Annotated in this window: 30 protein-coding genes; 11 read left to right on the top strand and 19 right to left on the bottom strand. The window is 58.2% G+C overall.

Annotated features, from left to right (window positions below; genetic code table 11):
* The first annotated feature begins 206 nt into the window (after nt 1–206).
* Together HVO_RS02065 and HVO_RS02060 are read left to right on the top strand one after the other, a co-directional pair.
* Entirely contained in the window at nt 207–998 is a 792-nt protein-coding gene (locus tag HVO_RS02065) for a universal stress protein (protein WP_004043396.1), read from the top strand.
* 457 nt (nt 999–1,455) lie between these two features.
* Nucleotides 1,456–2,496, top strand: a complete 1,041-nt coding sequence (locus HVO_RS02060; protein WP_004043397.1) for a helix-turn-helix domain-containing protein — start codon at nt 1,456–1,458, stop codon at nt 2,494–2,496.
* 784 nt (nt 2,497–3,280) lie between these two features.
* Here HVO_RS02060 and HVO_RS02050 read toward each other — a convergent pair.
* Nucleotides 3,281–4,300: a hypothetical protein gene (locus HVO_RS02050; RefSeq protein WP_236995449.1), complete on the bottom strand. Its 1,020-nt coding sequence runs from the start codon at nt 4,298–4,300 to the stop codon at nt 3,281–3,283.
* Between the two features lie 273 nt (nt 4,301–4,573).
* Here HVO_RS02050 and HVO_RS19745 point away from each other — a divergent pair, with 273 nt between their 5' ends.
* Nucleotides 4,574–5,200: a DUF502 domain-containing protein gene (locus HVO_RS19745; protein WP_004043400.1), complete on the top strand. Its 627-nt coding sequence runs from the start codon at nt 4,574–4,576 to the stop codon at nt 5,198–5,200.
* Nucleotides 5,201–5,263: 63 nt separating this feature from the next.
* Here HVO_RS19745 and HVO_RS02045 read toward each other — a convergent pair whose 3' ends face one another.
* Nucleotides 5,264–5,566 (bottom strand): DUF7521 family protein, encoded by a 303-nt coding sequence (locus tag HVO_RS02045; protein WP_004043401.1) that lies wholly within the window; start codon nt 5,564–5,566, stop codon nt 5,264–5,266.
* Between the two features lie 2 nt (nt 5,567–5,568).
* On the bottom strand, nt 5,569–5,994 hold the full coding sequence (locus tag HVO_RS02040; RefSeq protein WP_004043402.1) for an ArsR/SmtB family transcription factor: 426 nt from the start codon (nt 5,992–5,994) through the stop codon (nt 5,569–5,571).
* A gap of 433 nt (nt 5,995–6,427) precedes the next feature.
* On the opposite strand from HVO_RS02040, the gene HVO_RS21600 reads away from it, so the two are divergent.
* Together HVO_RS21600 and HVO_RS19740 are read left to right on the top strand one after the other, a co-directional pair.
* Nucleotides 6,428–6,766 carry a DUF7577 domain-containing protein gene (locus HVO_RS21600; RefSeq protein WP_425491420.1) on the top strand — a complete coding sequence of 113 codons (339 nt, stop codon included), beginning with the start codon at nt 6,428–6,430 and terminating at the stop codon, nt 6,764–6,766.
* A gap of 193 nt (nt 6,767–6,959) precedes the next feature.
* Nucleotides 6,960–8,144 (top strand): tubulin/FtsZ family protein, encoded by a 1,185-nt coding sequence (locus HVO_RS19740; protein WP_004043403.1) that lies wholly within the window; start codon nt 6,960–6,962, stop codon nt 8,142–8,144.
* 84 nt (nt 8,145–8,228) lie between these two features.
* Here the strand turns inward: HVO_RS19740 and HVO_RS02025 are convergent, their stop codons facing one another.
* From HVO_RS02025 to HVO_RS01995, 7 genes are all read right to left on the bottom strand, one after another.
* Nucleotides 8,229–8,594, bottom strand: coding sequence for a DUF7568 family protein (locus HVO_RS02025; RefSeq protein ID WP_004043404.1), 366 nt, complete (start codon nt 8,592–8,594; stop codon nt 8,229–8,231).
* Nucleotides 8,595–8,597: 3 nt separating this feature from the next.
* On the bottom strand, nt 8,598–9,089 hold the full coding sequence (locus HVO_RS02020) for a hypothetical protein (RefSeq protein ID WP_004043405.1): 492 nt from the start codon (nt 9,087–9,089) through the stop codon (nt 8,598–8,600).
* 106 nt (nt 9,090–9,195) lie between these two features.
* Nucleotides 9,196–9,612 carry a hypothetical protein gene (locus HVO_RS02015; protein WP_004043406.1) on the bottom strand — a complete coding sequence of 139 codons (417 nt, stop codon included), beginning with the start codon at nt 9,610–9,612 and terminating at the stop codon, nt 9,196–9,198.
* A gap of 74 nt (nt 9,613–9,686) precedes the next feature.
* On the bottom strand, nt 9,687–10,349 hold the full coding sequence (locus tag HVO_RS02010) for a DUF6735 family protein (protein ID WP_004043407.1): 663 nt from the start codon (nt 10,347–10,349) through the stop codon (nt 9,687–9,689).
* Between the two features lie 69 nt (nt 10,350–10,418).
* Entirely contained in the window at nt 10,419–10,799 is a 381-nt protein-coding gene (locus HVO_RS02005) for a hypothetical protein (protein WP_004043408.1), read from the bottom strand.
* Nucleotides 10,800–10,890: 91 nt separating this feature from the next.
* Nucleotides 10,891–11,079, bottom strand: a complete 189-nt coding sequence (locus HVO_RS02000) for a hypothetical protein (RefSeq protein WP_049914868.1) — start codon at nt 11,077–11,079, stop codon at nt 10,891–10,893.
* Nucleotides 11,080–11,217: 138 nt separating this feature from the next.
* Nucleotides 11,218–12,099 (bottom strand): biosurfactant protein 1, encoded by an 882-nt coding sequence (locus HVO_RS01995; RefSeq protein ID WP_004043410.1) that lies wholly within the window; start codon nt 12,097–12,099, stop codon nt 11,218–11,220.
* A gap of 136 nt (nt 12,100–12,235) precedes the next feature.
* Between HVO_RS01995 and HVO_RS01990 the strand changes: the two genes are divergently transcribed.
* Nucleotides 12,236–12,787 (top strand): DUF7342 family protein, encoded by a 552-nt coding sequence (locus HVO_RS01990; RefSeq protein ID WP_004043411.1) that lies wholly within the window; start codon nt 12,236–12,238, stop codon nt 12,785–12,787.
* A 17-nt stretch (nt 12,788–12,804) separates the two neighbouring features.
* Nucleotides 12,805–13,293, top strand: coding sequence for a hypothetical protein (locus HVO_RS21440; protein ID WP_004043412.1), 489 nt, complete (start codon nt 12,805–12,807; stop codon nt 13,291–13,293).
* Here HVO_RS21440 and HVO_RS01980 read toward each other — a convergent pair.
* Together HVO_RS01980 and HVO_RS01975 are read right to left on the bottom strand one after the other, a co-directional pair.
* The gene (locus HVO_RS01980) at nt 13,290–14,216 is read right to left on the bottom strand and encodes a transcription initiation factor IIB (RefSeq protein ID WP_004043413.1); all 927 of its coding nucleotides are present in this window, start codon (nt 14,214–14,216) and stop codon (nt 13,290–13,292) included. The genes HVO_RS21440 and HVO_RS01980 overlap by 4 nt on opposite strands.
* Nucleotides 14,217–14,337: 121 nt before the next feature.
* Nucleotides 14,338–15,021: a hypothetical protein gene (locus HVO_RS01975; RefSeq protein WP_004043414.1), complete on the bottom strand. Its 684-nt coding sequence runs from the start codon at nt 15,019–15,021 to the stop codon at nt 14,338–14,340.
* A gap of 163 nt (nt 15,022–15,184) precedes the next feature.
* On the opposite strand from HVO_RS01975, the gene HVO_RS01970 reads away from it, so the two are divergent.
* From HVO_RS01970 to HVO_RS01960, 3 genes are all read left to right on the top strand, one after another.
* Nucleotides 15,185–15,352, top strand: a complete 168-nt coding sequence (locus tag HVO_RS01970) for a hypothetical protein (protein ID WP_004043415.1) — start codon at nt 15,185–15,187, stop codon at nt 15,350–15,352.
* A 76-nt stretch (nt 15,353–15,428) separates the two neighbouring features.
* On the top strand, nt 15,429–16,427 hold the full coding sequence (locus tag HVO_RS01965; protein WP_004043416.1) for a hypothetical protein: 999 nt from the start codon (nt 15,429–15,431) through the stop codon (nt 16,425–16,427).
* A gap of 122 nt (nt 16,428–16,549) precedes the next feature.
* Nucleotides 16,550–16,945 (top strand): hypothetical protein, encoded by a 396-nt coding sequence (locus HVO_RS01960; protein ID WP_004043417.1) that lies wholly within the window; start codon nt 16,550–16,552, stop codon nt 16,943–16,945.
* Between the two features lie 88 nt (nt 16,946–17,033).
* Here HVO_RS01960 and HVO_RS01955 read toward each other — a convergent pair whose 3' ends face one another.
* From HVO_RS01955 to HVO_RS20740, 5 genes are all read right to left on the bottom strand, one after another.
* Nucleotides 17,034–17,738 (bottom strand): DUF6338 family protein, encoded by a 705-nt coding sequence (locus tag HVO_RS01955; RefSeq protein WP_004043418.1) that lies wholly within the window; start codon nt 17,736–17,738, stop codon nt 17,034–17,036.
* 12 nt (nt 17,739–17,750) lie between these two features.
* Complete coding sequence (locus tag HVO_RS20460) at nt 17,751–18,071, bottom strand: hypothetical protein (protein WP_144064018.1); 321 nt, start codon at nt 18,069–18,071, stop codon at nt 17,751–17,753.
* A 235-nt stretch (nt 18,072–18,306) separates the two neighbouring features.
* Complete coding sequence (locus tag HVO_RS01945) at nt 18,307–19,203, bottom strand: hypothetical protein (protein WP_004043420.1); 897 nt, start codon at nt 19,201–19,203, stop codon at nt 18,307–18,309.
* A gap of 870 nt (nt 19,204–20,073) precedes the next feature.
* The gene (locus HVO_RS01940; RefSeq protein WP_004043421.1) at nt 20,074–21,288 is read right to left on the bottom strand and encodes an RNA-guided endonuclease TnpB family protein; all 1,215 of its coding nucleotides are present in this window, start codon (nt 21,286–21,288) and stop codon (nt 20,074–20,076) included.
* An 84-nt stretch (nt 21,289–21,372) separates the two neighbouring features.
* A complete protein-coding gene (locus HVO_RS20740) occupies nt 21,373–21,549 on the bottom strand; it encodes a hypothetical protein (RefSeq protein ID WP_004043422.1) in 177 nt (58 codons plus the stop codon).
* Nucleotides 21,550–21,953: 404 nt separating this feature from the next.
* On the opposite strand from HVO_RS20740, the gene HVO_RS01935 reads away from it, so the two are divergent.
* Nucleotides 21,954–22,952, top strand: coding sequence for an IS110-like element ISHvo10 family transposase (locus HVO_RS01935; RefSeq protein WP_013035025.1), 999 nt, complete (start codon nt 21,954–21,956; stop codon nt 22,950–22,952).
* Nucleotides 22,953–23,748: 796 nt separating this feature from the next.
* Here HVO_RS01935 and HVO_RS01930 read toward each other — a convergent pair.
* Complete coding sequence (locus tag HVO_RS01930) at nt 23,749–24,747, bottom strand: IS110-like element ISHvo9 family transposase (protein ID WP_013035031.1); 999 nt, start codon at nt 24,745–24,747, stop codon at nt 23,749–23,751.
* A 661-nt stretch (nt 24,748–25,408) separates the two neighbouring features.
* Entirely contained in the window at nt 25,409–26,287 is an 879-nt protein-coding gene (locus tag HVO_RS01925; protein ID WP_004043308.1) for a hypothetical protein, read from the bottom strand.
* Nucleotides 26,288–26,649: the final 362 nt, after the last annotated feature.

The following is a 26,649-nucleotide window of genomic DNA, read 5'->3' as shown; positions in this document are numbered from 1 at the left end:
GAGAACGGTACCGGATGATAGAATCGAACTTCGCCCTCTGACACTTCGACGTCTGACTTTTGTAGAATGGCCCTGGTTGAGTATATATGCCTTCTCAGTCGTCGGGGGGATGTCCTGTAGATGAAGGGCAGACATCCGCCGAGACACCGCTGGTCGCAGGGCGATTTGATGGCGACCAGATCCTCGTTCCGCTCCTTACTCGTGAAGTGCCTGTCTTGACTGACCAACTCAAGGTCGCAACCACGCTTGCCCGTGTCACTGGCGCGTCTCTGACCGTCATTAATCCGTTTCCCGACCCCGAGCAGGCACCGAACGTGTACCGACACGAAGCCACGGATTGCGAGAATGCCTCACTCCTTGACTGGGTGTTCGAACAGACCGACGAGTCACTCCCGCAGGTCGAGAGCGACTTCCTGTACGCCTGGGACGTTGTGCGGGGCGTCCTCCAGGCAGTCCGACGACGTGATGTCGATACGCTGCTGGTACCGAGCAGCTCAGGAACGAGCCGCCTTCGTAAGAGGATGACCGAACAGTTGGCGACACACGCCGATGCTGACGTCATCGTCGTGAACGGACAGGCAGGATTCTCGAAGGCAGCGTCGATTCTCCTCCCGATCGCTAGCGGTCCTCACTCGGGATTAGCTGCAGACGTGGCAACCTCTATTGCTGCTGACTATGATGCGTGGATCGACATCTTGCACGTCATTGACGAGGAGGCACCCGATCACCAGCGAGAACGGGCCGAGACGCTCGTTGAGGACATCTCCCATCGGATCGCCCGCCCCGAAACAACTGCCACCTGGGTACTTGAGGCACCGGATACCGCCAAGGCAATCATCGACCAATCGCGCTACTATGGACTCACGGTTATTGGAGCCCCGACGAAAAGTCGCCTTCGCCGGTTCATCTTCGGCTCGACGAACGCTACCGTGCGAGCCGACGCAGACAGCGTCGTACTCTCAGCACGGAATAATAGCGATATCTCTGAAACTAGGTGACAGATTACTTCCTTCGATAATGATGCGATCGCTATCTGCCAGTCATTTCAACGGCTTTCTGCGTAACGGGAATTTCGTGGGAATAGGAATGCGACATCCTCTATCAAAAATTTGACCCCTACAACCGTGATCTTCACACCGTCAGCAACGAGCAATTATCTGCCTGCAGGGGGACTCACACCGCCAGTTCGGATCGAGGTTCTAACGCCTGTTGTCCGGATGATTTTGATGAATCGCCTCGGGTAAAGCTAAGGTAATCGCCCCAACTGCCGGACATTCGGAGCAGAGGCAGGAACCATTGGCTTCGCGTCGCGAAACTGAGCCAGCGTAGTTACATACTGTACCTCACCAACAGGCCATCAGGGTATGCCACTATGTGCCACTATCTCATCTCCGGTCGGTGAATTGGGGCTGAGACATCTTGTAGAAACATCGAATTCGGGTGAATAGATCGCTTATGGCGACTGACCCGAGACGGCAGGGAACCACACAGACGCCTGCGACAGACTTCGATCCAACGGTTCTCGTCACACACAAACCGAGCGCGTTACCTGAGATCTACGAGTACATCGTTACCCACGAGGAGACGAGACCGAAAGCGATTCGGCGCGACCTTGACGTCTCGAAATCAGTTACGTATTCGACATTAGACAAGCTACAAACCGTCGGTCTTATTGAGAAGACGGGATATGGTATCTATGAGCCCGCAGATATTGCGTTAGAGCCACATCTGGTCTCTGCGCTCGGCGAGTTACGATCCGCGAAACAGTACTCGATTTGTGAGTTTGCGACCGAGGTGAACGCCTTCGACGCTGCAGATCTCAGTGAACAGCTCGGGGGCTCGCGATCAAATGTCCGGGCTGCTGCCGAACGGTTACGTGAAAAGGAGTTCTTGGAGCGGTGGTGGGAACCATTTTCGAAGAGCCCGAAGCGATATCGGGTAACCGATACGGGCAAACGAGCGTTGGAGTCACTGGATGTCGAGCGGTATTTAGGCTGGGATGGAAGCGAAGCAGTTGCGTTTCGGGATGGAATCGACGGAACAGAGTTTTATACCCCATATGAGATTGAAGATGTACACTATCTAGTGAACTCCAAACATGAATGGGTGCGTCCACAAGAAATAGCGTCCGCGTTAGCGAAGAATCAAAAGAAAACACTCGAACGGCTCTCGAAACTGGAAGAGCGGGGCTTGATCATGGGCGATGCGATACGAGAAAAGATGATGTTCAAAGCGACTCAGAAAACCCAGTCGCTTTTCCAGGCGCTCCAACTCTTAACGATATCGAGAACTCATGGTTTCGATTTCTACTCGCTTGCGAAACACGCACACGACGACAGGCTCGGTCCTTGGACGCTTGATGAACTGTATTCTCTATTCGCTGAGAGAGGATCGTCACCGTCTATCCAGCGCCTCACCACTGCAATAGAGGATCTGAAGTGTGCTGGTCTAATCGATGGCAACTCACGTACTGGCTATTCGTTTACTTCAGAGTGAGTCGAATACTACATCTTCACGCATGCGCGGAGCCTGCGTGAGTCAACACGAACCCGTTCTGGAATGGTAGTAGTGTCTATCGACTGAATCCCCTCCAGTCGGAATTTGCTCGTCTCGAATATTCCTGGGAAGAACACGGATTCTCTCCTTCGGCTTCTGAAGGCGAACTCCACATCCAAAGGCAATAGACGGTTACAGTCACTCGAAATGACGACTGCTGAAGAACAGACGAACTCCCTTCTAGTAGACGAGCAGCTGACCAAAGTGCTCGTCCACTGGGGTGGTATTGGTGGTGGAACGGTTCTACTCATCTATACACAGTCATGGTACGCGGAGAGCCTTCAGGAGAGTCTCCCACTCTTACTACTCGGATTGCTCTTCTGGCTCATCACTATTGGGGCGTTCTCTTGGACAATGTGGGAATTTATCATTCCCACATTCGTTGCTTCAGACCGCTAAGGAGAGGATTCACCCACCCAACCGCGATAAATCCGGATGTGAAAATATGGAACGAAATTTGACGACATACACGTGTTCGCGCTGTGGAACAGCCTTTCCGATCACGACACAACACACAGAAATTGTTCGGCGAGATTTCGTCAACACTCCACAGCCGCCGTGTCTCGAACGGCTCTGTGCAGAGTGCTGGAAAGCATATATCGAGGAGTTTCTGGGGCGGGATTTCGATGGTGGACTCGACGAGTCCGAACTCACTCAATCGGAGTGAGTTAAGCCCGTCAGCCTCGATTCATACAGTTGTTGATTGAGTGCGCGGGCGACGAGATTAGCGTCGACGCCAGGCGATGTATCCACCCACTGCAGCAATACCAACTACGATAGCAGCTATCGACTGATAGACTGTGGACGCGGGACTCCGCCGTTCGTCCCAGTCTTCCATCCAGTCCTCTTCGAGTGATTCGGCCCGGTCTTGGACATCGTCGAATTCGAAGTCGTCGAGGCGGAGTGCTGCGGTTTGGTTTGCAGCGACAGTCGATTCGTTGTGAACCCGCCAGAAGTGTTGTGCCGTTCCGTTTCCGCGTTCGGGAACTGACGAGACGTTCATCGCGATGGTCTCACTGGTGCTGGCCACCTCGCCGAGCGGCTCGGCGATACTGCTGAACCCAAGATGATCCGAAACGTCGTTTTTCGCGTTGAGTGTCGCCGCGTACTGAGCGTAGAGCCGCTGGGGATCGACGTCAGTTCCGTTCTCCCGCTGCTCGAGCAGGTCGATGAGGGCTGTCGCATTCGACCGGTACGCGGTCGAAGCGTTCTCGAAGGAGCGAAGTTGCGGGTGCAGTTCGCGTGCGGTTTCGTTGAATTCGGTGATCTGGGGTGCTGCCTCGACTGACGCGTTATAGACCGTCGTCCCGTTTTCGCGGACCGTTTTCATCCGCTCCATGTACACGAGCGTCTCGTTGATCGCAGTGGCCGTCGATGATACGTTGGTTGCTGCCGTGCTGGTGTTCTGTGACGTCGTACGGAGTTGACTGATGTCCTCCGCTCCGAGATCTTGGACGGCCCGTCGTTGTGCGAGTGCTGTCAGGACCGCTTCAGCAGTCGATTCCGAGGTGACACGCTCACCATTCGTGTAGATGTCGATGCCACTGGCCCAGGAGAAGACGTTCTTGTGTTCGTAGACGCTGTACTGTTGTCCGTCAACAGTGATGTCTGCAATGTGGGTCGTATCTTGGTCCAGTAGTACTGGCTGGGGATCTGACGCTCCCTGCGCAAGGGCGCCCATTGGCGTTGCGCCCACCAAGAGCATTATGACTACGAGGCTAGTAACAAGTTTTCTTCCGTTCATCGTCCACGTGGGACCTCACGTTGTGCTGATAAGGAAGGAAACGGAGAGTTACATATACCGAAACTGTGGGAGCCACCGAGAAGCTGGTCGCTATGTGGTACCTAGCTTTCGGGGAATGAAACTATGAACGAGGAATTATGACTCATCTCTGCTTTCGATCCGGTAGCAGGGCCAATTCACTCCAAGAAATCGATGTGGATATTTTGCCGTCTCACGTCATGACTCTCATCTCTACTAAACGCGATGACTGCTGGGGGTGTCTGGATTAATTATATGCCTGGCCGGCTCACAACGTGGCGAGGAGATGCGGCGAGTGGTCTTGTTGTTCTTGCTCCGCTTCTCGTCATAGCGTATGTTGTCATATGGATATACAGTGTACTTGCCAGTTTCCCGGTATTGAATGCTGTGCAGCTACCAATCGTTCGCGTCGCAATTGTTCTCGCCGGGTTCGCTGGGCTCGTCTTGGTCACCGGCTCATTAATGCGGACGACGACTGGAACAATCGTTGAAGCCACACTGGATACGCTCGTGAATCGTATCCCTGGATTGCGAATCGTCTATAACGCCTCGAAAATGGGAATCGAGACGGTTGTTGACGGCACTGACCACCTACGCACGCCAGTGCGAGTTGAAACGTGGCCCGGGATGTATATGACTGGATTCAAGACTGGAAATCGTGCGTCGGATGGACGTGATGTAGTGTTCATTCCGACGGCACCGAACATCACAACAGGGTTTGTCGTTGAACTTGAGACGGAGGACGTAACAGAACTCGATGAATCCACTGAGGATGCCCTCATCCGAATTATCAGTTGCGGGTTTGGAGAAGCGCCACAACCGGATGCTCCAAATGAAGATGACCGATCATCGAACGCACCCCCACCTACGACAACTGACTAATCCAACGGGTGATAATCAACCAAGTCCGAAACAGAGCGTCCGACAGCCTTCCCTTGTAAACAGTCAGTAGCGAGATAGGGCATAGAAAATAACGACGAGCCCTGCAGTAATAACCAGGCTATCAAGCGTTTGAAGCGCAAGCGATTCACGAGCACCGAGACTATAATCTTGCCGAACACCGAGCTGATAGATGATGTCGAGGAGGCCACCGAGAGTGATGAGTGCGAAGCCTCCTGCTGCGAGGCGGAGGCTGTATTGTTGGACGCGGAGGTAGGCACGATAGCTGAGCGCGGTCAAGCTTCCTCCGGCGATGAACAGGAGTGAATTGGCTACGAGGAAACTCCAGAACTCCGGCGGCTCAGCCATGATTATCCACCACTGAGATCAGACGACGAACTATCACGGTGACGAGAATCTGTGGTCGTATCGTTCGAGACCTCTTTTGCTCCCTTTTCGAGATCGTTCCAGAAATCCGAGAACTTGTCGGAGTAGTCTTTCTTGAGCTGGATATCGATATCGAACTGTCCTTCATCAACCTGGAACCGTGCCTCCTTGAGGCTCGTTCTGAATCGTTTGTAGTGATGGCCCTCATCGTCGAGTTCCAACTGTTCGTCCAGCATATCATATTCCTGGAGCGCGTGAATCCGTCGATAGATCGTTGGCTCCGAGACTCCACAGTGTTCGGCGAGTTCGGTGGCTGACAGGGGTTTGAGGCTGGCTAACGCAAGAATTTGCCGAGCAACCTCGCTTCCGAGGACGTCGAACACGTTCTCTGGCTCCCATTCTTTGCTCACAGTCCATGCCACCTCTGCGTTGCTTCCCCGCGTATGTACGATTGCGGGATGGGCTTCACGGTCCGAAGACATCCCGCAACCGTTCGTATTCAGCTTTTGCTACGGTTGTCGTATCAATCTTTCCTAATAGTGTCGAGTTCCGTAGTGGAAAGGGGCAGGGGTGGGGAAGGGAGCTACAGACGAGGGGTGGGCACGACGAATCGAAGGGTACCTCTAATCTGTTTTCAACCGGCTTTTGAGGTATCGTGATCTCCGTTCACCGTGGGTTTCCGGATATCATAGATACCCAATTCGACCGTTGAGTTTAGTCCTTGTTAATGGGACTCTGGGCTTCGCTATCCGAAACCGTGCTTAACGGAGATACCATTGGCGAACGATTGCACGAATAGTGCCCGTGCAGGACGTCATATCGAAGCTTTCACTTCTAGACGAAATGCTGACTGAGTTCGTTCGTTCTGTTCGCCAATGGATGTCCGAAATCACGGTCTCGGATGAAACCAAAATCGCCCTTGTTGCGATCGGTGTACTGCTCGTCTTCGGGTATTTCTTCGTACTCCCCCGTCTACGACGTCGCCGCCATTCCCATCCTGCTATCGCGGTCAAAGCACGGAAGGTGCAACAGGATACCTCAAAAGCAGATGACTGGGTTGTTGTCTGCCAAAACTGTAGCGCACGGAATCCCGTCGGATATCGATACTGCCACAATTGTATTAACCGGTTACCTTCGGCGGTTCGAAAATCCGGGGACGATGACCGAATTTCTGACCAGTGAATCGCCTCGGGGGTCAAGCCCCGGTGTATTCGCTCCGACCACCTGTAAACCGGATCGAAGGGCCACACTTCGTGACCGAAGACTCGAGAGAGCGGAACTCATCGAGTTAACAACCGAGATGTACACCGTTTCACTACCCGAAACCGGGAAACTGGCTTTACAAGCTGCTACCGGGTAGGTAGGGTGGTCCCATATGAAACTCGGCGTCGTCGGTCTCGGCCAAGCGGGCGGGAAAATCGTTGATGCCCTCCTTGAGTACGATCAGCGAACGAACTGCCACATCGTCCATGATGCACTCACGGTCAATACAGCAACGGCTGATCTCAATGCACTCGAGCATATTCCAGCGGACGCACGGGTGCTCATCGGGAAGTCACAGGTCGGCGGGCAAGGTGTCGGTGGCGATAACGAGCTTGGTGCCACAATCACCACCGAAGATATCACCGAAATCCAGCACGTCATCGATACGATCTCTGTACATGAAATCGATGCGTTTCTCCTCGTCGCTGCCCTCGGTGGAGGGACGGGAAGTGGTGCCCTTCCCGTCGTCGGCCGGCACCTCAAGCAGCTGTATACTGAGCCGGTCTATGGACTCGGCATCCTCCCGAGCACCAATGAAGGCGGGCTCTATTCACTCAACGCCGCTCGCTCCTTACAGACTGCTGTCCGGGAACTGGACAACCTCCTTATCTTCGATAACGACGCCCATCGACAGGCAAACGAGTCACTGACGGGCGGATACGCAGCGATCAATCGTGAGCTCGCGACTCGCCTTGGCGTCCTCTTCGGAGCGGGTGACATTGACACGGGAACCGCGAATCCAGAAAGTGTCGTCGATGCAAGCGAAATCATAAATACTCTCAAGGGGGGTGGTGTCTCCACACTCGGATATGCCTCCCAGTCACTCGAGGAGGAGGATGGTGCTGAGGCAGCCGGTCTCCTCTCCCGATTTAAGCGTGAGTCTTCCACGGATTCAGCTGGGGGAACGAATCGGATAACAAGTCTCGTTCGCCGTGCAACCCTTGGTCGTCTCACCCTCCCAGTCGAACCCGCCAACGTCTCGATTGACCGCGGTCTCGTTATTGTCGCTGGTCCCAGTGACTGTCTCAATCGAAAAGGAATCGAACGTGGGCGAACATGGGTAGAAGAGCAAACCGGGTGTCTTTCGATACGGGGTGGTGACTACCCACTTCCAGAGTCGAACACGGTCGCGGTCGTTGTTCTGTTCTCTGGTATTTCCGGCGCTGATCGACTTCACGAATTGCGATCAATCGGAAGTGAAGCACAGACCACGGGCGCGGAGAGGACGGGTTCCTCGGATCGCCATCTCGAATCGATTCTTGGAGATGATGCCGACGAACTCGACTCGCTTTTTTAATGGATACCCCTGTCTCGATCAAGGCACCCATTCGTAAGCTGGTAGACAATCTCTCTCTCTTTAGAGTGAATCCAGTGCAATAGGCTAGCGCTCGGCACCGTAGACGAGGCAGGAGGGGGATTCGTATCCACAATTTCGGCACTCGAACCAGCGCTGGACTTTCGCGCCGTCAGCCGACTTTCCACCGACAACAATGTCGTCGTGGAGACATTCCGGACAACTCAGTTCGGGCGATGGCCGTTTCCGGAGCTCGTTACGGAACGACTTCGCGTCTTTCATCTCGTACCCATGTGACCAGACCGGGTAGCCGTCGACGAGGATTGCCCCACGCCATTTGTACCGGTCGGAGTCCGGCGCTCGATGCAGGACGGCTCGCGCACCGGTCTCGGTGTTCCGATACGCGAGTGTCGGCGAGCGGCTCTCGCGTCGCCAGTTGGTGATGCGGGGCATTATTCAGAAGTGGACGTCAGCGGGCACGATCCAGAGTTCTTCACTCTCTTCGAGGAGTCGATCCAGCTGTCCACGGTGGCGAATGCCGGTTGCGTGTTCGGTGTACAGGAACACCGACGGACCGTCGTACGCGCCGACTTGATGGAACGCGTGCCGAGCGAGGTCCTCATCGCGCATGATCTCCTCGTCGGAGAGCTCCTCGATGGCCTCTTTCACCCGGTCGAGATTGCGCTCGAACTCTTCTTTCGTCGCCTCCCACCCACGCTCGAGCAGGTCCTGGCCGTCGTCGGAGTCGACAGGAACCGCAGTCGGAAGCTCGCCCCACCGCGCTTTGCCCGCAACGGACGTGTCCTCCTCCTCGAAAGTCACGTAGTAGTCGAAGACGGCGCCGGCGTGTGGGTCCGCGCCGACCAGTCGGTCGAACACCGTCTTTCCGGTGGCCAGCGCGTCGTCGTGGGTCGATGCCTCTACGAGGGAGTAAATTACCATGTGCATCTCGAACACCTCGAAACGCCAACGCACCCGGAGTCGTTGCTCGCTCGCTCCTGCTGCGCCGGCACCCATCGCCGGCGCTCGAAAAACCTGCCCTGGTGGTTGCGTCTCAGGATTTGTCCGCTCGGTCGACAGTGATGGTCAGATTCCCGGATTCGTAGTCCGCTTCGAAGTCGACGGTGAACGCGTCCGAGTCGTAGGCGGCGTGGTAGGCGCGGTGACGCTCGAGTGAGCCTGTCGCCTTGAAGTGGAAGAACGCAGCCGACGTGTAGGGCTTGCTCTGCCTCTCGATTTGCGTCTCCACCGACGCCGGGAGCGCGATCTGGGGCGTCTCCGTGTCGATACTCGCAGCGAACTCCTTCGCTTCCTCGACGGTTGCTTGCGAATGTGCTGGTGTCTCGCCGGTGAGCACGTTCACCGGGGCTTCCGTGTCGTCGGTGAACAGGACGTCTTCGAATGTGTGTGCCCCGAGGATTGCCTCGGGGTCCAACTCGCAGTCGTGGAATGGATCGTCGTCTGAGGTCATCGAATCACGAGCCTACGGCGGGGCTCACCCATTCCGGTCTCTGAAAAACAGCAGCGGCCACGAAGCAGACCGAACTAGGAGTGATTTAGGCTCGCCTTCTCGAAGGGTGATTCCCCGGTCGGAATGAGTAGCTCCTGTCGGTCTCCGACCCGCTCGGCCAGCTTCCGTTTCAGGTACTGTCTCGCCGTCGACGGCGTGAAGACGCCCTTGTCGAGCATATCGCCGACGACGTCTTTGAGGGCCGCGAACTGGCCCTGCAGGTGGCCGTCGCCGACCGGCTCGCCGTCGTACCAGCGCACCGTCGCGAGCGCGCCGTTCCCGACTGTCTCTCCCTGTTCGACCGTCTCCGAGTCGTACTGGAGCCCGAACCACAGCGTCCGATAGGCGGTCACCTCGAACGTCGTCGACACCACGAAGAACGCCTCGTGGTGGAGGTAGTTGAGATGGTCCGCGACGATCTCGTCGAGGGTGAGCCCGGTGGCGCGGGGTTTCGGCTCGACGACCGACGACGGACGATCCTCGCCGGCGAGGTAGCCGTCGACCGCATCTGCCTCGAGGCCATCGGCAAGCTCTGCGAGGAGCTGTTTCGCCCACTTGGAGTCGGTGTCGTCACCACCGAACGGCGACTCAGCCGAGATTCGGTGCTTGAGCTTCAGGTTCGCTGCGCCCCAATGGCTGTAGTGGAGCGTGTACTGTCCGTCTGTGCGTTCGTACGCAACGAGCGCGCGGTGGCCCATTGAACAATCACCTTCGCAGGGCGCCCCACGACTGGATCGCCCCGCACCCCTCCCGGGGGATGAACAACGCTACTCGTTGATCGGCTCGAGGGAACTGAGGTCCGCGTGGAGGACTTCGCCGTCGCGAACGACGTACCGCTTGGCCAGGACTGGGAAGCGGCACTTGGTGAACCCTGCCGTCTGGATATCGAACTCTTCGTCGGCTTCGAGGTGGTCGGCGAGTTCTCGCAGGAATTCGTGGGTCACGATGCCGCCCTCGTAATCCGGGAGGCCGTTCCCCCGCGCCTCGTACACTTCGAAATCGTCGTATCCCCAAATGGTGAGTTCTCCGTCTTCGGTCACCTCCCAGTCGAGCGTCCCGAAGCAGTAGCTCTCACATAGCTCGCGGACTGCCTGTGGATCCGATACGATCGCGCCGGTCGACGTCGTCGCAGCTTGCAGTGTGGCCATTTTTGGACTTCACGGGGTCGCCCCCGCACCCCTCTTGGGGGCGATAAACAGACGCGAGAGGCCCCTCGCTTGGCGTGGTCGGGGACTCTAGTCAGGAGTCTGCGTGGGCATCCGCCCCGGCTCCGTCACCCGGCCGCGTGAGAAGGCTCACCTCTTCCAGGAGGTCTCTCGCGTTCTCGACTCGCTCTCGATCCGCCTCGTCCAACCGGTCGACGTCGAGGCGGTTGAGATTGCTGAGGACACGATGCATCCGGTAGCCTTGCTTGAACTGTTGGTCCATCGGAAGCGCCTCACCGCTCGCCGGCGCGGAAAGACTCCCCATCGAGACTGGCGTCGGGGTTGGAGGAGGCCACGACCTTAACCAACGAACCTCGACGGTACTCGCAGTTTGTTGGTTAATCGGCGCTCAGCACTGGGGCTACTTGAGACTGGGCCCGTAGCGAGCCGAGCCACACACTCGGCACTCCCAGATTGGTTGCCCCGTCCACGCCTCATCCGGGACCGACTCGTGGGTCTTGAACCGGTGGTCGGTCGCCCGGCCACAGTTTTGACAGTCGAGTTCCTGCGTCGTCGGTACCGACGATACCTGGCGATCAGCCGCAGCCCCGCCAGTGGATTCGCTCAGCGCTATCGCTGGAACCAGCCACACCGTATCGTCGGCGTCATCGAGGATCTCAGTGAGACGCGACGGGTCGCGGATGCCATTCCCCCGCTGGTCGTAGAGCCGCGTCGGGGCCTGTTCCTGACGCTCCGACGCTTCCTGCCCGTACCACCCAGTCCGGTCACAGGCGGCACTGAGAAGCCCCTCTCCCTCCTCTGACGACACCTGTACCGCGTCGGGGAGTGAGGGCCATTGCTCGGCCAGCTGGCGCGCCGGCGCCTCGTCGAGATCGTAGATGAGAGTGTAGTTGTCGACGGCCGGCTCCGCCTCGTTGGCAGAGAGGAGCTTCGCCGCGGCGCCGCCCTTCGCGACGGCGCCGTAGAACGTGGTCGACTCGACGACCAGGTGGACGATGCCGAGGTACGTCGTCGACGCTGACTCGTCCGTGCTAGTGGCGTCACTACCGAGATGGTTAGTGAGACAGAACCGGCATTTCGTCTGGCCGTCTGGGACTGACGCCCCACAGGACCGGCACTCGCCATCGGCGACCGTCGGCGCATCAGGGTAGCCACCAGAGCTCGTCGCGACGCGTTGCCGCCGAGGGGCACCCTCACACCCGTCGTCCAGCCTCTGGTCTGGAATGTGGGACGCTTCGCCGGTCGGCCGCAGTTCCTCAAAGTCAGAATATCTGTTGTGCATCGGTTGGCTCATAGCTTCTGTCGGTTTCGCATTTCAATGTCCGGACGTGTATGCTCGTAACCCACTCTCGATTATCCGAGAAGGCACAAACATATATGGGAGTGAGGTGCGAACACTGTTGCAAGAGGTGCTAAGCATGTCGGAACCCCCACGGAATGGCGTCCAGTCGTGGACTGAGTCGATGAGCGCCCGCGACCGTATTCGAGCCGTCGCTGAGACGCTTCGTGAACCCCGGTCGGTTAACTGGATCAGCGAGCAGGCCGACGCCGCTTGGAGCACGACCAACGAGGAGCTCCAAGATCTCGTCGACCAAGGGCAGCTGCGCCGCGTCGAGGCCGGCGAGACGACGCGCTACCAGCCGGACTACACGCGACTGCTCTTCGAGGAAATCCGCACGCTCATCGAGGAGAACACGCGCGAGGAGTTGCGGAACGAATTGGCCGCGATTACCGAGGAGATTGAGGAGTGGCAGGCGACCTACGACGTCGAGACATGGGAAGACCTCGAACAGTCGCTTGCTGATGGGGAGCTCTCAAGTGGCGAGCTCCGAGAACGTCGTGACGTCATCGCGTTCTGGCGCGAGGATGAGGAGGATCGCCGCCTTATCAAGCACGCACTGGAACTCTACTCGGATGTGGAAGCCGCCCGCGAACAGATGACCGATGTAGCTGACCGCGCCACGAGCTAATCCTCCTCTCTCACAGTATGATCTTTCTTGCCGGTCGCGACCGCTATACACAGCGGACTCTCCTCCGCGACGTTCACGACCGATTGACGAGGCAGGCAGGGTGTGAGGACGTGCGTTATCGCCCGTCTCGACGACGGCCTCGGTACGTCATCGCGGATGTTGACCCGACGACGTTCCTGAGTAACTCCTACGACGCGGAGACCGCACGACTGGAGATTCGCTTCTGGTACCCCGCCGGCGTCGACTACGAATACTACCGCATCAACTGGGTTGAACCGGATCGGAACCTGATGCTCGGCTTTCATCAGGATGCCGATCATCCGGACCTCGGGCCCTGTCACATCCAGCTCAATTACGAAGACACGCCTGTCGATCGGCATAGCGCGACGTTTCTCGACGCGCATCCACTCGCCATCCTCGATGACCGACTGCAGCAGTTCCCAGCGGCGGTAGAGGCGATTCACTGGGAGAATGGGACGCCCTCGCTTCCTACATGGCCGGTCTAGACAGCGAGCTCATTGAGCGTCTCGTGATGCGTCCGAACCGTGGTTGGCGTGACGTCCCCGGACTCGGCAACGTCACGTTGCGTCAGCCATCGCCCCTCCTCGCGACCGGCCTTGTAGAGGCAGGCCGCTGCAAACCCAGCCGGATGGACGCCGGTCGTGACGCCGCGCTCCTCGGCCTGCTCCGCGAGGGTTCGGGCCCGCTGTCGGATCTCGTCCGGACACTCGAGGTCCGAGGCGAGTCGCGGCACGAACATGCTGGGGAGGACGGGCTCGGCCGGGAGCCCTAGCGCTTCGTTCAGCGTTTTGTACGCGTTCGTGACTCGTGACTCCGCGACGCGGGCCACCTCGCTAACGTCATCCACCAACCGCGAGAGGCCGTTGCACCGGCAGGCCCCGTACACGCTGGCCGCGGCGATGGCCTCGATGGATCTGCCTCGAAGCAGATCTTCGTTCTGGGCGCTCCGGAAGAGCTGACACGCCTGATCACGGACCGAATTGGAGAGTTCGAGGGCACTCGCCAACCGACGCACTTCGCCCAATCCGTGTGCGAGATTCCGTTCTGCTTTCGACCGCCAGCGACCCCGAGTCTGTTCACGACGCATCCGAGCGAGTCGCCGCCGCTTTTTCCCGGAGAGTTCGTTCCCCTTCGCGTCGGTGCCACGCCCGATCTCCGTTGACAAGCCTCGATCGTGGCGAGCTGCAGTGAGCGGGGCGCCCGTTCGTTCACACTCCTCCTTGTCGTACGCCCGCCACTCCGGCCCGTGATCGATACGCTGTTCGTCGATGACCAAGCCACAGTCCTCGCAGACCGTTTCGACCGCGTTCGTGGTGACCCGTCCGTTGCACTCGGGACATTGGTTCGCGCTCGACTCCGTTCGGACGTCTTCGTCGAAGCCAGTTTGGTAGATATCTCTAATTGCCATGTGTCTCACCAGGTTACGTGGAACTCGCCATCTCGGCGAGCCCCTCACCCATTTAGGGGGAAATAGACGCTACCAGTACGAAAGCTACCTCTACTTGAACAATAACGGAAAAGTATGTGAGCTATGTCGAGAACGCCGGCTCGTCGAATAGCTGGCACATCACGTCGATGGATCGGGCACTCCGCATTCGATCGAACACATTGACCGGGTCCGCCATGGACAGCTCCATAACATACCCGTCAGGCCGCTGCAGGATGAGGCTCTCGAATCCAGGGGTGAAGAAGAGACGGGAATCGCTCTCCCACGCCTCTCGGCGGCCGACCCCGTTGTAGACTCGGTTGAGGAACTCAACCAACTTGTCCTTGTCCTGGACTAGCTGTTCTATGTACGTTATGAGGCGGGTGAAGCTGAACCACAGCCGGTCTTCACTTCGTTCCATAACACCCGCTTCCTCGAGGACGTCGGCATAGGCGTCGGTATCGAGTTCCCAGAGGTAGTCGGCGTTCACCCAGTTCGCGGGCTTCAACTGGCCGAATGCACCGTACGCGCTGTACATCTCGAAGAGGTACTCGTCCTCGGAACCGTACTCGACCTTCGCAATCTGCTCATCCCGCGTCTCGTCGGTGATGTGGTGGAACGGGGCACCGGTGTCCTTGTCGGCGGCCCAAGTGAAGTGGCGGTCGTTCCAGTCGGGGATGAACGCTGCCCCGCTGGACGTCGACGTGATACCGAACGTTCGGTCGCCCGGGAGATTGATCTTGACCTTGTCGTCGTCAGCAACGATTTCGAGGCTGAACTTCGTCACGTGCCATGATGAACACCACTTACACTCGGATTGCCGACTGTCCGGTTTATGTCTTGCCTGTTAAACGATAGCACTCGCGAACCCCTGCCACACGCTGCGAGGAGACGTCGTCACGCCGTTTTTAGCAAATCATTTTACCCCGACCGGTGAGCAACCGGGCGATATGACGGACCTGATAGTAAAATCCGCCGTGAAGGACGCGCTCGAAGGCAGTAACGTTTCGGCCGACTTCTACGAAGCGCTGGACGCCGAGGTCGAAGAACTGCTTGAGGACGCTGCTCGACGTACCGAGGCGAATGACCGGAAGACCGTACAGCCCCGCGACCTCTAACGGACGGAACCAGATTCTCTGAATAGAAGGAGTGATGTGAGAAAGAATAACCGGGTTACACTGAGTGGGCCGAGGTATGGCCCCTATCGACCCGCACAACTCCGACGATCTTGACCACCATCCGGATTACTTCACGCCTGACCGCGTCGTCTCCCACTCCATCCTCTCCTCGGCCCAGCAAGTCCTGAACTACCGCAGCTTCCTCATCCGCAACGCATCGCGGACCATCGACGAGATCCGAAACGGGTCCATCGACTTCGACGAACCCCTCACGCCCGCACAGGGGCAGAACATAATCCGTGCACTGAACGCCGAGATCATCCAGGAAACGGTGTCTATCATCGAGGCGCTGGCCGCGGTCAGCATGAATCCTGACGACCCGCCAGAGGACCGGGCGAAGCAGCTCCTCACCTACCGGAACTACGAGATCCACGACTTCTTCGACACGATCGACGACAGCACCGACCTGGACCGGTTCGCCTCCATCTTCGCCTATCCCGACTTCGACGACCTGGACATTGCGGAAGCGGACGAACCCTGGTACCGCGCGCATATGCTGGGGAATCTCCAGGCGTACCGCGACTTCTACCTCGTCGCCAAACAGGCGTGGGACGTGCTCCGGACGGCGCGGAACAAGATCACACACGGATTCTTCATCCTGATGAACAGCGACCAGGTCCTCATCGACGAACAGGCCGAACCGGTCGACCTACCGGACTGGTGCGACGACTACCTCGCCACGGCCAAGTGGCAAGACGACGATTTCGAGCCGCACGTCCTCCTGATGGGTGACCGGCCCCGCGAAGCGTATCTCACCATCAGCCGCAATACGGCGGTCGTACAGAACCACCTGCTGCAGGGGTTGAAGCGGCAGATCGAGAACCAGGGAGAACCTGCGTACCCCGAGTTTGTGTACGGTGAGGATCTCCGCCCAGACTGGGGGCCTGAGACGCGACCGACCTCTGATGTCGTCACGGTGGACGCCAGTTACCAGGTTGTGTTGAACGACGAATTCCGGGAGAAACAGGAACGCTTGTTCGATCACGTCGAGGACCTGACCGAGCAGCACGGCTGATCTCCGGTGGTGGCGGCCCCATACCACAATCTCCACGAAATTAGTGGCTATATCGCCTCTATCTCCGAAACCCGGCTCATCGGTAGTTTTATGATAGTAGTGGTATTTAGTGAAAATTGCACATGGCGAACTACGAAGTGATTGAGCGCGTTGTTGTGGACCGGTGGGGCGACGAAGAGGGCCGCGCCGAGGTACAGGCTGTCAGGATTGAAGACACGGATCGGTACGAGGTTCGAGTCTGCTACTTCCGGGACAACGGCCAGTTCGGCCAGTCCGCACCGACCGTGAGCCCGGACGAGGAGACCATCGAACGCGTCTGCGAGGGCGTCCGGGAGATGGGCGAAGTCGCCCGAAACAAGGAACGCGAGGCCCGATTGGCGGCGATCGACGATCTGGTGCAGGACGTCGGCCTGGACCGGGCGAAGCAGATCCTCGAGGAGGAGGCCGAGAAGAGCGGGCTGGATCGGATGGTGGATGATGCGAAGCGCGACGCGGGGGACGAGGCCGAATCGGACTAGCTTGGCCCGACGGATTCGGTGGTTGAGTCTTCGGCCCGTTGATTTGATGGCGAACCGGTGCGGATAACCCTACTAACCAAGGAGCAGATTAGTCATCGTCCTCGCCTTCATTCTCCTCGGCGGCGGACGAATCACGACTCAACCGAGAACGGACCCGCGCCCAGAACGACTCTCTTCCATCGCCTTTCCGCAGCAGGATGCGGTCGATATCATCTTCGAGGAACAGCATTGATTCACCGCCCACCCACTCGTATTCCTCCTCCTCAAGGCTGTACCGGTATGGGTGCTTCACCCGGACCTCCTTCGGCTTCCCCGCCCTGCTCCACTCGACCACGTTGCCCGCGTACAGCTCGTCGTCACTCGTCTTGATACGGATCGACCCGGAACCCTTCATGAAGTTCTCCCACGGCTGACGCGGATTGTACGTGATATGCGCCTTCGCCTGCAACGTCCGGCGGAGCCGGCCGGGAAGGTCGACGAGGATGCCGACCGCATACGCAACGCCGATGACACCCGACAGGAGGAAGATGAGCGCGATCAGGTCTACCCGGAAGAACGGGTCGAACAGGAACGTCCGCAGTTCCTCGTACGATCCGATCGGGTTGTAGACCAGCTGGTACCCGGCGAGGAACAAGCCGTCGATGATGATGCTAGATACCAGGCTCCAGATGAGCAGGACGAACTGGGATATCTCGTCCTCGACCGCTGCGAGGCTGACCGCGGTCATCACTGCGATGAACCCGGGCGCTACCAAGACGACGTAGAAGAGGATGTCGCCGGGAACTGTAGCCATGCTGGACCGGGGTTACTCCGAGCCACCCGACCCGGAGCTGTCACCACCGTTCCCTGATTCGCTGGACCCACCGGAGTCTCCCGAGCCGCGGACGCTACGTGGGATGCTCTCGCCCTCAGCGCTCGGAGCTGCTTCGGACGACGGCTGCTTGCTCCCGCTTTTCTCGACCTTCGTCCCGCTGTCCGTTGTTGCTTTTTCGGCGGCGTTCGCTCTCGTGTTGGTGTCGGACTTCCGTGCGGAGAGGGCCTCGGCCTTTTTACCGGACAGTTTCCGGCCGTCACTGCTGGAGGAATCGCTTCCGGAGTCGTTCCCGGAATCTGAATTCTCGCTCATATCTCACGATTCCCGTTAATCCGGCAAAAATGGTTCGCAAGCGGGGCGAAAGTGATCGACACGAGAGGTATATTCAAATCTGTGACACCAATTTATCAATGGGCAGTAACTTGTCTGTGTTAATAGTTCGCAAGGTCGTGGCTGCGCGCGCAGCGAAGCGAGCACGGAGCGGAGGGTGGGGCGGTGGGGCCTGGGTCGGTCTGGCACGTAGCAAAAAAGAAGGGTGCGACGACGGCTACTCCCACCACCGACCGCGCTCAGGGAAATGCACGGTGCTCCAGCCGGTCAGAGCTACCGAGACGCGCCCATTGTACCAGTTCTTCGCCGCTCCGTGAATGCGAACGCGCTCGCCCTCCTCGATCCACGGTTGGTCACTCGCAACCCAACTGGTGAATTTCGTCTTCCCACTGTCGTCTTCGATGAGCCCCACTTGGGAAATGGCTGAACTCGACGGCTCCCAAAGCTGCGTCACACGACCCTCGATGCTCACTTCTTTGCGATTGACGTCCTCGAGCTTCCCGATGGGAACCACCGTCCCGGGTGCCGTCTGCAACTCCTCGAACACGCCGACGACCGCGCTCATCAGGTCTTTCCCACCGACGACGGCCTCACCCAGCCGCCGACCAATCGCCGCTCGCGACCAGCCATCCAGCTTCTCCGCCAGCCGCATCGACTGCTTGTTCACCGCCGCCAACTGCTCCTGCGTGAGTTCTGCACGGGGATCGCCTCGCTCCAGGTCAGCCATCGGGTTCACGCTCGCCGCCCGCTTCTGGAACTCTGCACGCCGCTCAGCGCTCCGCTTCGCCGCAATCTCTCGCGTCCGCTTCTCCCGACCTTCCTGCGTCCCCAGCTCTGCCTGGGCACTGATACGCTCCAGCTCAGCCTCTCGCGCCCGAATGCGCTCTTCCTGTTCGAGGGTCGCACCGTAGATCCGCTCGTCACTGGTGTCGACCATCCCGTCCGGGTGGTTCGCATCGACCTTCGCCTGCACCTCCATCTGCACCGTCGCCCGGAACTCCGGCGTCTCATCAACGACCTCGAAGCCGTCTTCGTCGACCGCCGCTTCGTCCGCCTTTTCGAATGCCTGTTCATCGACCGAAACTACATTACTGGTTGCGTTGTTACTTGACATTGGTCTCACCATAGACCTGAAGGCGCTCAGCGCCCGACACCGCGATGCTGCTACATCGCGGTTTTCCGACGACACCGACCGACAGAACCATCTGCGCGCTCTCGCTCGCGCCTTCGCGAGCGCCCCCTGGGGCGCGAGCGAGAGCGCGCCATAGGGAGGCCACCCAACCAGCACCGCGCGCCGACCCGCCCGGAGCAAGCGGCCAGCTTTAAGCCGTTTCTCGTGTCCGGCCCGGACTGCGGGTCCGTGTCCAGGGCGACGGTCGTGAGCACGGCGAGTCGTGGTGTGACTCGCCGCGCGGAACGGCCCAAAGCGCTGGAACGCGAAAGCCCGCGAGGGGCGCAACCGAAAACGCGCTTAATGCTGGCGTCGAGACCAGATTCACTTTAGCCCGGAACGCGGTCGAGTGACGAAGGAGCGAGACCGCGACAGCCCGGAATGGTCGGTCGCGAGCGACGCGGAGGGCGGAATGCGGCGAGCGGTGCGTGCCGTCCGAACTCCATCTGGTCAAGGAGTGCCCACATGCCCGGAGTGATATCCCACGTTCCGAGACGGAATGATATCCTCCACAGGAGGATGTGAACGGGTTTCGACCCGACGACTCGGAAGCGTCAGCCACGAGGATTGCTCGCTCGGCTTCCGGTGGGTCGTGGCACTATCACGAGTGCTCCCATCCCGTGACGAGTCATTGCCTGTCAGTTTCCAAGTCAGGCTCTCTCATTACGGGTCAACGCGCTCTTGCTCATCGATTCGCCCTACGTTGACTGCCTACCTACGGTCGTAGGCAGACCACCCGAAGTGACATCCTTGCCTCATGGCCCCTCGCACAGGGGGGGGAGTACCGAGGTTTCAGGACTGATCCCGTGAGCGTCATCGCTGTGACGGGCTCTGCTCACGAGGTCCTGTGGCACTGTCACGGGTGCGCCCGTTCCGTAGCGTGTCATCGCTGGCCGGGTTCCAGGGACAGCTCTCACCCCACGGATCAAGGCGACCTGCAATGTTGGCCGCCGCGTTGATATCGGCCTGATAGACTGACACCCAGCAGTCGTCGTTCGTACAGCGAAACTCCGCTTGCTTGGGACGGGTTCCAATCACCCCACACGCATGGCAGATCTGGGACGTGTACGCCGGATCGACGTACTGAACCGGAATCTCCGCGTCGGCAGCCTTGTCTGCGAGTCGCGTTTGCAGCTGGTCGAAAGCCCACGCATGGAGTCGCCGATTCATGTGTGGGCCGAAGTCGAGGTCCTCTTGGATCGACGTCAGCTGTTCGAGGACGAGTACCGGCTGATCGAACCCGGCGGCATACTCCACAGCGTTTCGCGTCGCCGTCTCGATCTCGTCCCGAAGTGCGTTCCGGAAGTACGCCGCCTGCTCGTCAATTCGCCACTCTGCGGCATCACGTTCCTGCAACCGTTGGAGTGTCGTCTGCAATGTCTGATTGAGGTGTCGGGCTCTGCCACCATCCACGAGCAACGGATCGACTGGCCGCCCGTTCACGAGCGCACAGCCGGTCAAGAGAATCGCTTCGCCGACGTCGAACCCGACCGGCGTGCAGGTCTCGCAATCGACTTCGGATGTCGTTGTTGGGAGTTTGAGCGGAACGTGCAGTTCCCAACGGGCCTGTCGCGGCCGGGTGATCAGCTGTAGCTGTCCAGCAGTAGCCTCGCCATCAAGCAACTGGAGCCACCACTTGCGTTGGTCTGGATTGATTGCGAGCGGAATCCAGAAGTTGGTGCCACGGCCAGGTTGGGGAACTTCCCAGCAGAATGCGTGCGTCCGGTCGGTGGAATGATCGAATACCGCCGCCCGGTTGGTAAACCGAATCGGTTGGGTCTCGCTGAGTTCTGCTGACCCGCTCTTGAGGAGGCCTGGAACATGGCGCTTCAACGCGTCCTTCGCTTGGTACGGGAGGTCGTAGGGCGTTACAATATCGTTGACCGCCGTCATCGTCGTTGCGTTGGCGTCGAACGCTTCACAGAGGGCTTCCCGATAGGTTGACTGCAGGTTCTGAAGCTTCTGCTCTTTGTGCGACGTCGGCTCGACGAGCGACGCAACGACTGTTCGGATTCGTTCGTCTGGCATGGTTGTCGAGGCACGTCTGCACTTCCGCGCGCCTCCGCCCATCGCGGGCGCGAAAAAACAACGGCGAGTCGAACGGAATTCACATCACTGCTTGCTGTTGCCCCACATTCGTGGGACGTAGCCAAGGTCCTCGACGTCGTCCGCGTAGTCACGGAGGAGATTGACGAGGACGAGTTCGGGAACACCGGACGTTGCCTGTTCGACTAACCACTCTTCGAGGTCGACCTCTGCCTGTTCGATCTCGTTGAGGTCAACCGACATTGATCGGGTTCACCTCACGTCGTTGGATACGCTGGTTCATTTTGCGTCACTGAAGTTGCGTCACAGGCCTGTTGAGACGCCTGCACCCCTGACTGGCGAAAAACAACTCTCTATCGGCGAGATTGGAGTAAGGAGTTCAGTAGGTAACCCTCAAATTATGACAAGAACCTCGTGCTGACTTGATGGAAATTCTGCTATCCCTGCGGAGCGTGAATCAAGCATGGGACGCAAGAGACCGAGCTGTATTCCGTGCCCCAGAGCACGTGGTGCTGACTGGTCCGAGTGCGAAAGAAGCCGAGTTATGGGCGTCACAGCCCGGATGCCGCTCCTGGCGGCATCCGGGAAAGCCCGCATAGGTGAAGTTCTGATTCACGCACCGCCGTCCTATCCCGGAGGAACAAGCAATGTACCTCGGAATCGACTTACACAAACGGTACGCACAGGTAGCAGTAATCGACAGCGAAGGCCAGATTGTCGAAGAGGTTCGCGTCAAAAACGCGAACCTCGACGATCTCGCTCGACGCTACGCTGGCTCTCGTGCGGTCATCGAGGCGACCAGCAATTACTACCACGTCTACGATACGCTCGCGGAGTACTTGGACGTAACCGTCGCTCATCCAGGTAAACTGACGCTCATCGCTCACTCCGACAAGAAAACCGACCGCGTCGACGCCAAAGAACTCGCGCGGTTGCTTCGACTCAACTCCGTTCCGCAGAGTTACGTTCCCACCGACGAGATCAGGCAAGCCCGCGCACTCGTGCGCGGGCGACAGACATTGGTCGAAGATCGCACCAAGTTCGCCAACAAGATCCATGGCTTGCTCGCTGACAACGGTATCACCCGCGAGGTGAAGCCACTGAGCGTGAAGGGACGAGAGTTCCTCCGGGAACTCTCGCTCCCGTCCCCGTGGGACGCGTTGTTGGAGTCGTACCTTGACGTGGTTGAGACCCTGACCGAGCAGATGACACAGCTGGAAGCTGCGATTGAGGAGCGCGCTGGGTCTCTGAAGGAGACCCAGCTGCTCATGACGATTCCTGGAGTCAGTTACTACTCCGCGTTGCTGATCTACGCAGAACTTGGAGAAGTTGATCGGTTCGACAGCCACAAGGAGGTCGTGAGTTACATGGGGCTGAACCCGACGATCCGCGAGTCCGGCGACTCGCGGATCGAGGGTGGTATCTCGAAACGTGGTTCAGGACGGGTGCGGTGGATTTTGGTTCAGAGTGCATACTCAGCAGTGTACACGTGTAAAGACGAGTATCTGAGCCGGTTCTTCCACCGGTTGAACCGTCGGATGAACCCGAAAAAAGCAATCGTTGCGACGGCGCGAAAACTGCTCGTCTCGATGTACTACATGCTCGTCCGGGAGGAAGTCTACGATCCACCGGGGGTGAGCGCCTGAGGAAGGGAATCTGAGGAACGCCAGTCCGGCGTTCCTCAGTGGCCGGATGGAACCAGCGTGAGCGACAGCTATCGCGGAACTCGTACCGACCGCCTATCGGTTGTGGAGGTCTCAATCACCACGTTGCCCAGTGGTTTTTCACCGTTGAAGAACGAGAGACACGGAATCGTGCGAACAACTTTATCGCTAGCGGTGGTTAGTTGAGCCAGCAGAATTTCCATAGGTGAATATAGAGGCTACATTCAGCAAATTCGTACTGGTCTGTCGGGGTATATTCACAACCGAGGAGCTACACACAAAAAGACCATAATTGCCTGTCACGAGATGCTAACATGGATTCCCTGAAAATGGGGCGAAATGTTGGCTGGACACTCGTCTTGGCGGGTGTAATCGGGGTTATCTTGACTAGCGGCCCGATGCCGAGTGGCCCAGCAATGGCGGCTCACCCGTCTCTCCGTGGTCAACTCCAGATTGAACGACTGGTAGGGATGGTCTCAATCGTTCTCTCTATTGTGGGGATTTTCATCGTGGTAGGCACGTCGTTTATTCGGTGAATTTGCGCGCTGTATTCACCTATGGAAATTCTGCTGGCTCAACTAACCACCGCTGGCGATAAAGTTGTTCGCACGATCTAGCTTCTCTAGTCCCTCAACGACGAGAAACCACTAGACAACGTGGTGATTGAGACCTCCACAACCGGTAGGCGGTCGGAACGAGTCTTGCTAGAGCTGTCGCTTACGCTGGCCTCATCCGGCCACTGAGGAACGCCGGTCCGGCGTTCCTCAGATTCCCTTCTTCAGGCGCTCACCCCCGGTGGATCGTAGACTTCCTCTCGGACGAGCATGTAGTACATCGAGACGAGCAGTTTTCGTGCCGTCGCGACGATCGCTTTTTTCGAGTTCATTCGACGATTCAACCGGTGGAAGAACGTGCTTAGATACGCGTCTTTACACGTGTACACGGCTGAGTACGCACTCTGAACCAAGATCCAGCGAACTCGTCCTGAGCCGCGTTTCGAGATACCACCCTCGATCCGCGAGTCACCGGACTCGCGGATCGTCGGGTTCAGTCCCATGTAACTCACGACCTCTTTGTGGCCGTCGAACCGATCGATCTCACCCAGTTCAGCGTAGACCAGCAACGCGGAGTAGTAACTGACACCGGGGATGGTCATCAGCAGCTGGGTCTCCTTCAGAGACCCAGCGCGCTCCTCAATCGCCGCTTCCAACTGAGTCATCTGCTCGGTTAGCGTCTCGACCACGTCGAGATACGAGTCCAAGAGACTGTCCCACGGAGACGGGAGCGAGAGTTCCCGGAGGAACTCTCGTCCCTCGACACTCAGCGGTTTTACCGTCTGAGTGATGCCGTTATCGGCGAGCAAGCCGTGGATTTTGTTGGCGAACTTGGTCCGATCTTCGACCAAGGTCTGTCGCCCGCGCACGAGTGCGCGGGCTTCCCGAATCTCGTCGGTAGGAACGTAACTCTGCGGAACAGAGTTCAGCCGGAGCAGCCGCGCGAGTTCTTTCGCGTCGACGCGGTCGGTTTTCTTGTCTGACCGAGCGATGAGCGTCAGTTTGCCTGGATGAGCGACGGTTACGTCCAAGTACTCCGCGAGAGTATCGTAGACGTGGTAGTAATTGCTGGTCGCCTCGATTACTGCACGAGAGCCAGCGTATCGCTGAGCGAGGTCGTCGAGGTTCGCGTTTTTGACGCGAACCTCTTCGACAATCTCGCCCTCGAGGTCCATTACTGCCACCTGTGCGTATCGTTTGTGTAGGTCGATTCCGAGGTACATGGTTCGTTCCTCCGGGATAGGACGGCGGTGCGTGAATCAGAAATTCACCTATGCGGGCTTTCCCGGATGCCGCCAGGAGCGGCATCCGGGCTGTGACGCCCATAACTCGGCTTCTTTCGCACTCGGACCAGTCAGCACCACGTGCTCTAGCGCACGGAATACAGCTCGGTCTCTTGCGTCCCATAATTGATTCACGCTCCGATGGGATAGCAGAATTTCCATCAAGTCAGCACGGCTGTGAAAAACTGTCGCCAACTTGGTGATTACATCGAACCCTCTACGAATGGTCGGTCGCGAGCGACGCGGAGGGCGGAATGCGGCGAGCGGTGCGTGCCGTTCGTACCACACCAGTCAACCGATGGAGATCGCTGGCTCACCAATAGATCCCGGGCGGGACTGAAAGGGGCCGGGCGCTCGACGTGCCCCGACGACGCAAGCACAGCAGACACGAGGCGCGCAGCGAGTCGCGGCCGGCGAGCGTTCGGGGGCTTTCGAGGAGACCGCAACCGACGCTAGCAGCTGTTTGTCCCTACAGAAGACGTTTGACACAGCGTTATCCACTGTTCATATGGTCTCGCTGACGCGTCGGCACCTCCTGGCCCTGAGGAAGCGCAGTCCATAGACAAGACGATTTTGAAGTCTTCAACAGAGCGGTCACGACCTATCGACCGACGATTCGTTGGTAGAACGTTGTCTGAACACCGTATGCCAAGTAACTGGCTGCGCCAAGCGCGAAGACAAGCGGGATGAGAGAAAAGACGAACGACGGAATAAAATCAAACAGCGACAGCCCGACTGCACTGAGTGCGGCCATACTGAGGGTTGTCAGGAGACTGAATCCGAGAAGGGACACAATCAGAAGGACGACAAATTCTGCAGACCGATCTCCACCCCGTTCTGAATCAGTCAGCACGTAGCCAGCAATTGCTCCGAGACATGTGGCTACGACGATTCCGGGACCACCACTGAGGCTGTAGTTGGTTTGTGTCGCAGCGAGATAGCCACCATACACGACGAAGCTGATGACCCCGAGTAACATTCCAGCGAACGCGCCTTTGACTGCACCCAAGAGTCGAATCCGATGCTGGTGGTACCATTCGGTATCAACTCGATAGGCGAGCAGGTACGAGGCGACGAAGACCGCGACTGCTGTGAGGGTCGGGAGGACAAAATACGGCACCGAAAACAGCTGGTCTCCGAGGAGCCACTGGAACGCCATTGTCGGGACGATGGCGAGCGCCCATCCAGCAAGAAGCGCCCCGACGAAGACAACACGGTTACGGTGCGCTGATGTCGACGTTGCGGCCCGACCGCTCGTCACCCAGCGGTAGCCGCCGATGCCGCCGACAAGCAGTCCAAGCGGGGCAGCGAACTCGATTGATGTCACCCAACTAGGTGGAAGGAACGCATCCGTTGTTGCGCGGTAATAATTTCGGAGGAGACCACCGAAGGTATCGAGAACAAACGTCTGAATCAAGCCCCACTGAAGGGCACTCACGAGTGCCTGTTTCTGTGTGGAGGGTTCGTCCGGGGAGGGCATATCTGAGCGTTCTCCGCCCGCTGATTAGAACGTGTTGATGAGTTGTTTTATCGACTAATCTCTCGTGACTGTGATGGACGTCCTATTTTACCAGGTGATGTGCTTCAAACATATCTCTGCTTCATAGGTTTCGATAGACATCACCTGTAGTGTTCTCAGGACACCGTCCATCAGGTGGAGTTATTCTCTTTTGCGGAGTCAATTGCAGTCTCTAGATCTCGTAACAACTCCTCGGCATCTTCGACCGATACTGAACGGTGGATTGGACCGCGGCGGCCGTTGACTGTGATTAGAACTGCACCGTCCTATTCTTTGACATTCACCATGGCTCTTGCTACGAGTTGAGAATGTGATAGTCCTTA

This window comes from Haloferax volcanii DS2, from assembly GCF_000025685.1.
Classification (GTDB): domain Archaea; phylum Halobacteriota; class Halobacteria; order Halobacteriales; family Haloferacaceae; genus Haloferax; species Haloferax volcanii.
This window is presented reverse-complemented; position numbering and strand designations above follow the sequence as displayed.

Excerpts from the sequence above, each read along its gene's own strand:
- HVO_RS02060 (WP_004043397.1), top strand. The coding sequence starts at position 1,456 with ATGGCGACTGACCCGAGACGGCAGGGAACCACACAGACGCCTGCGACA.
- HVO_RS02050 (WP_236995449.1), bottom strand. The coding sequence starts at position 4,300 with ATGAACGGAAGAAAACTTGTTACTAGCCTCGTAGTCATAATGCTCTTG.
- HVO_RS19745 (WP_004043400.1), top strand. The coding sequence starts at position 4,574 with ATGCCTGGCCGGCTCACAACGTGGCGAGGAGATGCGGCGAGTGGTCTT.
- HVO_RS02045 (WP_004043401.1), bottom strand. The coding sequence starts at position 5,566 with ATGGCTGAGCCGCCGGAGTTCTGGAGTTTCCTCGTAGCCAATTCACTC.
- HVO_RS21600 (WP_425491420.1), top strand. The coding sequence starts at position 6,428 with ATGCTGACTGAGTTCGTTCGTTCTGTTCGCCAATGGATGTCCGAAATC.
- HVO_RS19740 (WP_004043403.1), top strand. The coding sequence starts at position 6,960 with ATGAAACTCGGCGTCGTCGGTCTCGGCCAAGCGGGCGGGAAAATCGTT.
- HVO_RS02025 (WP_004043404.1), bottom strand. The coding sequence starts at position 8,594 with ATGCCCCGCATCACCAACTGGCGACGCGAGAGCCGCTCGCCGACACTC.
- HVO_RS02020 (WP_004043405.1), bottom strand. The coding sequence starts at position 9,089 with ATGCACATGGTAATTTACTCCCTCGTAGAGGCATCGACCCACGACGAC.
- HVO_RS02015 (WP_004043406.1), bottom strand. The coding sequence starts at position 9,612 with ATGACCTCAGACGACGATCCATTCCACGACTGCGAGTTGGACCCCGAG.
- HVO_RS02010 (WP_004043407.1), bottom strand. The coding sequence starts at position 10,349 with ATGGGCCACCGCGCGCTCGTTGCGTACGAACGCACAGACGGACAGTAC.
- HVO_RS02005 (WP_004043408.1), bottom strand. The coding sequence starts at position 10,799 with ATGGCCACACTGCAAGCTGCGACGACGTCGACCGGCGCGATCGTATCG.
- HVO_RS02000 (WP_049914868.1), bottom strand. The coding sequence starts at position 11,079 with ATGGACCAACAGTTCAAGCAAGGCTACCGGATGCATCGTGTCCTCAGC.
- HVO_RS01995 (WP_004043410.1), bottom strand. The coding sequence starts at position 12,099 with ATGCACAACAGATATTCTGACTTTGAGGAACTGCGGCCGACCGGCGAA.
- HVO_RS01990 (WP_004043411.1), top strand. The coding sequence starts at position 12,236 with ATGTCGGAACCCCCACGGAATGGCGTCCAGTCGTGGACTGAGTCGATG.
- HVO_RS21440 (WP_004043412.1), top strand. The coding sequence starts at position 12,805 with ATGATCTTTCTTGCCGGTCGCGACCGCTATACACAGCGGACTCTCCTC.
- HVO_RS01980 (WP_004043413.1), bottom strand. The coding sequence starts at position 14,216 with ATGGCAATTAGAGATATCTACCAAACTGGCTTCGACGAAGACGTCCGA.
- HVO_RS01970 (WP_004043415.1), top strand. The coding sequence starts at position 15,185 with ATGACGGACCTGATAGTAAAATCCGCCGTGAAGGACGCGCTCGAAGGC.
- HVO_RS01965 (WP_004043416.1), top strand. The coding sequence starts at position 15,429 with ATGGCCCCTATCGACCCGCACAACTCCGACGATCTTGACCACCATCCG.
- HVO_RS01960 (WP_004043417.1), top strand. The coding sequence starts at position 16,550 with ATGGCGAACTACGAAGTGATTGAGCGCGTTGTTGTGGACCGGTGGGGC.
- HVO_RS01955 (WP_004043418.1), bottom strand. The coding sequence starts at position 17,738 with ATGGCTACAGTTCCCGGCGACATCCTCTTCTACGTCGTCTTGGTAGCG.
- HVO_RS20460 (WP_144064018.1), bottom strand. The coding sequence starts at position 18,071 with ATGAGCGAGAATTCAGATTCCGGGAACGACTCCGGAAGCGATTCCTCC.
- HVO_RS01945 (WP_004043420.1), bottom strand. The coding sequence starts at position 19,203 with ATGTCAAGTAACAACGCAACCAGTAATGTAGTTTCGGTCGATGAACAG.
- HVO_RS01940 (WP_004043421.1), bottom strand. The coding sequence starts at position 21,288 with ATGCCAGACGAACGAATCCGAACAGTCGTTGCGTCGCTCGTCGAGCCG.
- HVO_RS20740 (WP_004043422.1), bottom strand. The coding sequence starts at position 21,549 with ATGTCGGTTGACCTCAACGAGATCGAACAGGCAGAGGTCGACCTCGAA.
- HVO_RS01935 (WP_013035025.1), top strand. The coding sequence starts at position 21,954 with ATGTACCTCGGAATCGACTTACACAAACGGTACGCACAGGTAGCAGTA.
- HVO_RS01930 (WP_013035031.1), bottom strand. The coding sequence starts at position 24,747 with ATGTACCTCGGAATCGACCTACACAAACGATACGCACAGGTGGCAGTA.
- HVO_RS01925 (WP_004043308.1), bottom strand. The coding sequence starts at position 26,287 with ATGCCCTCCCCGGACGAACCCTCCACACAGAAACAGGCACTCGTGAGT.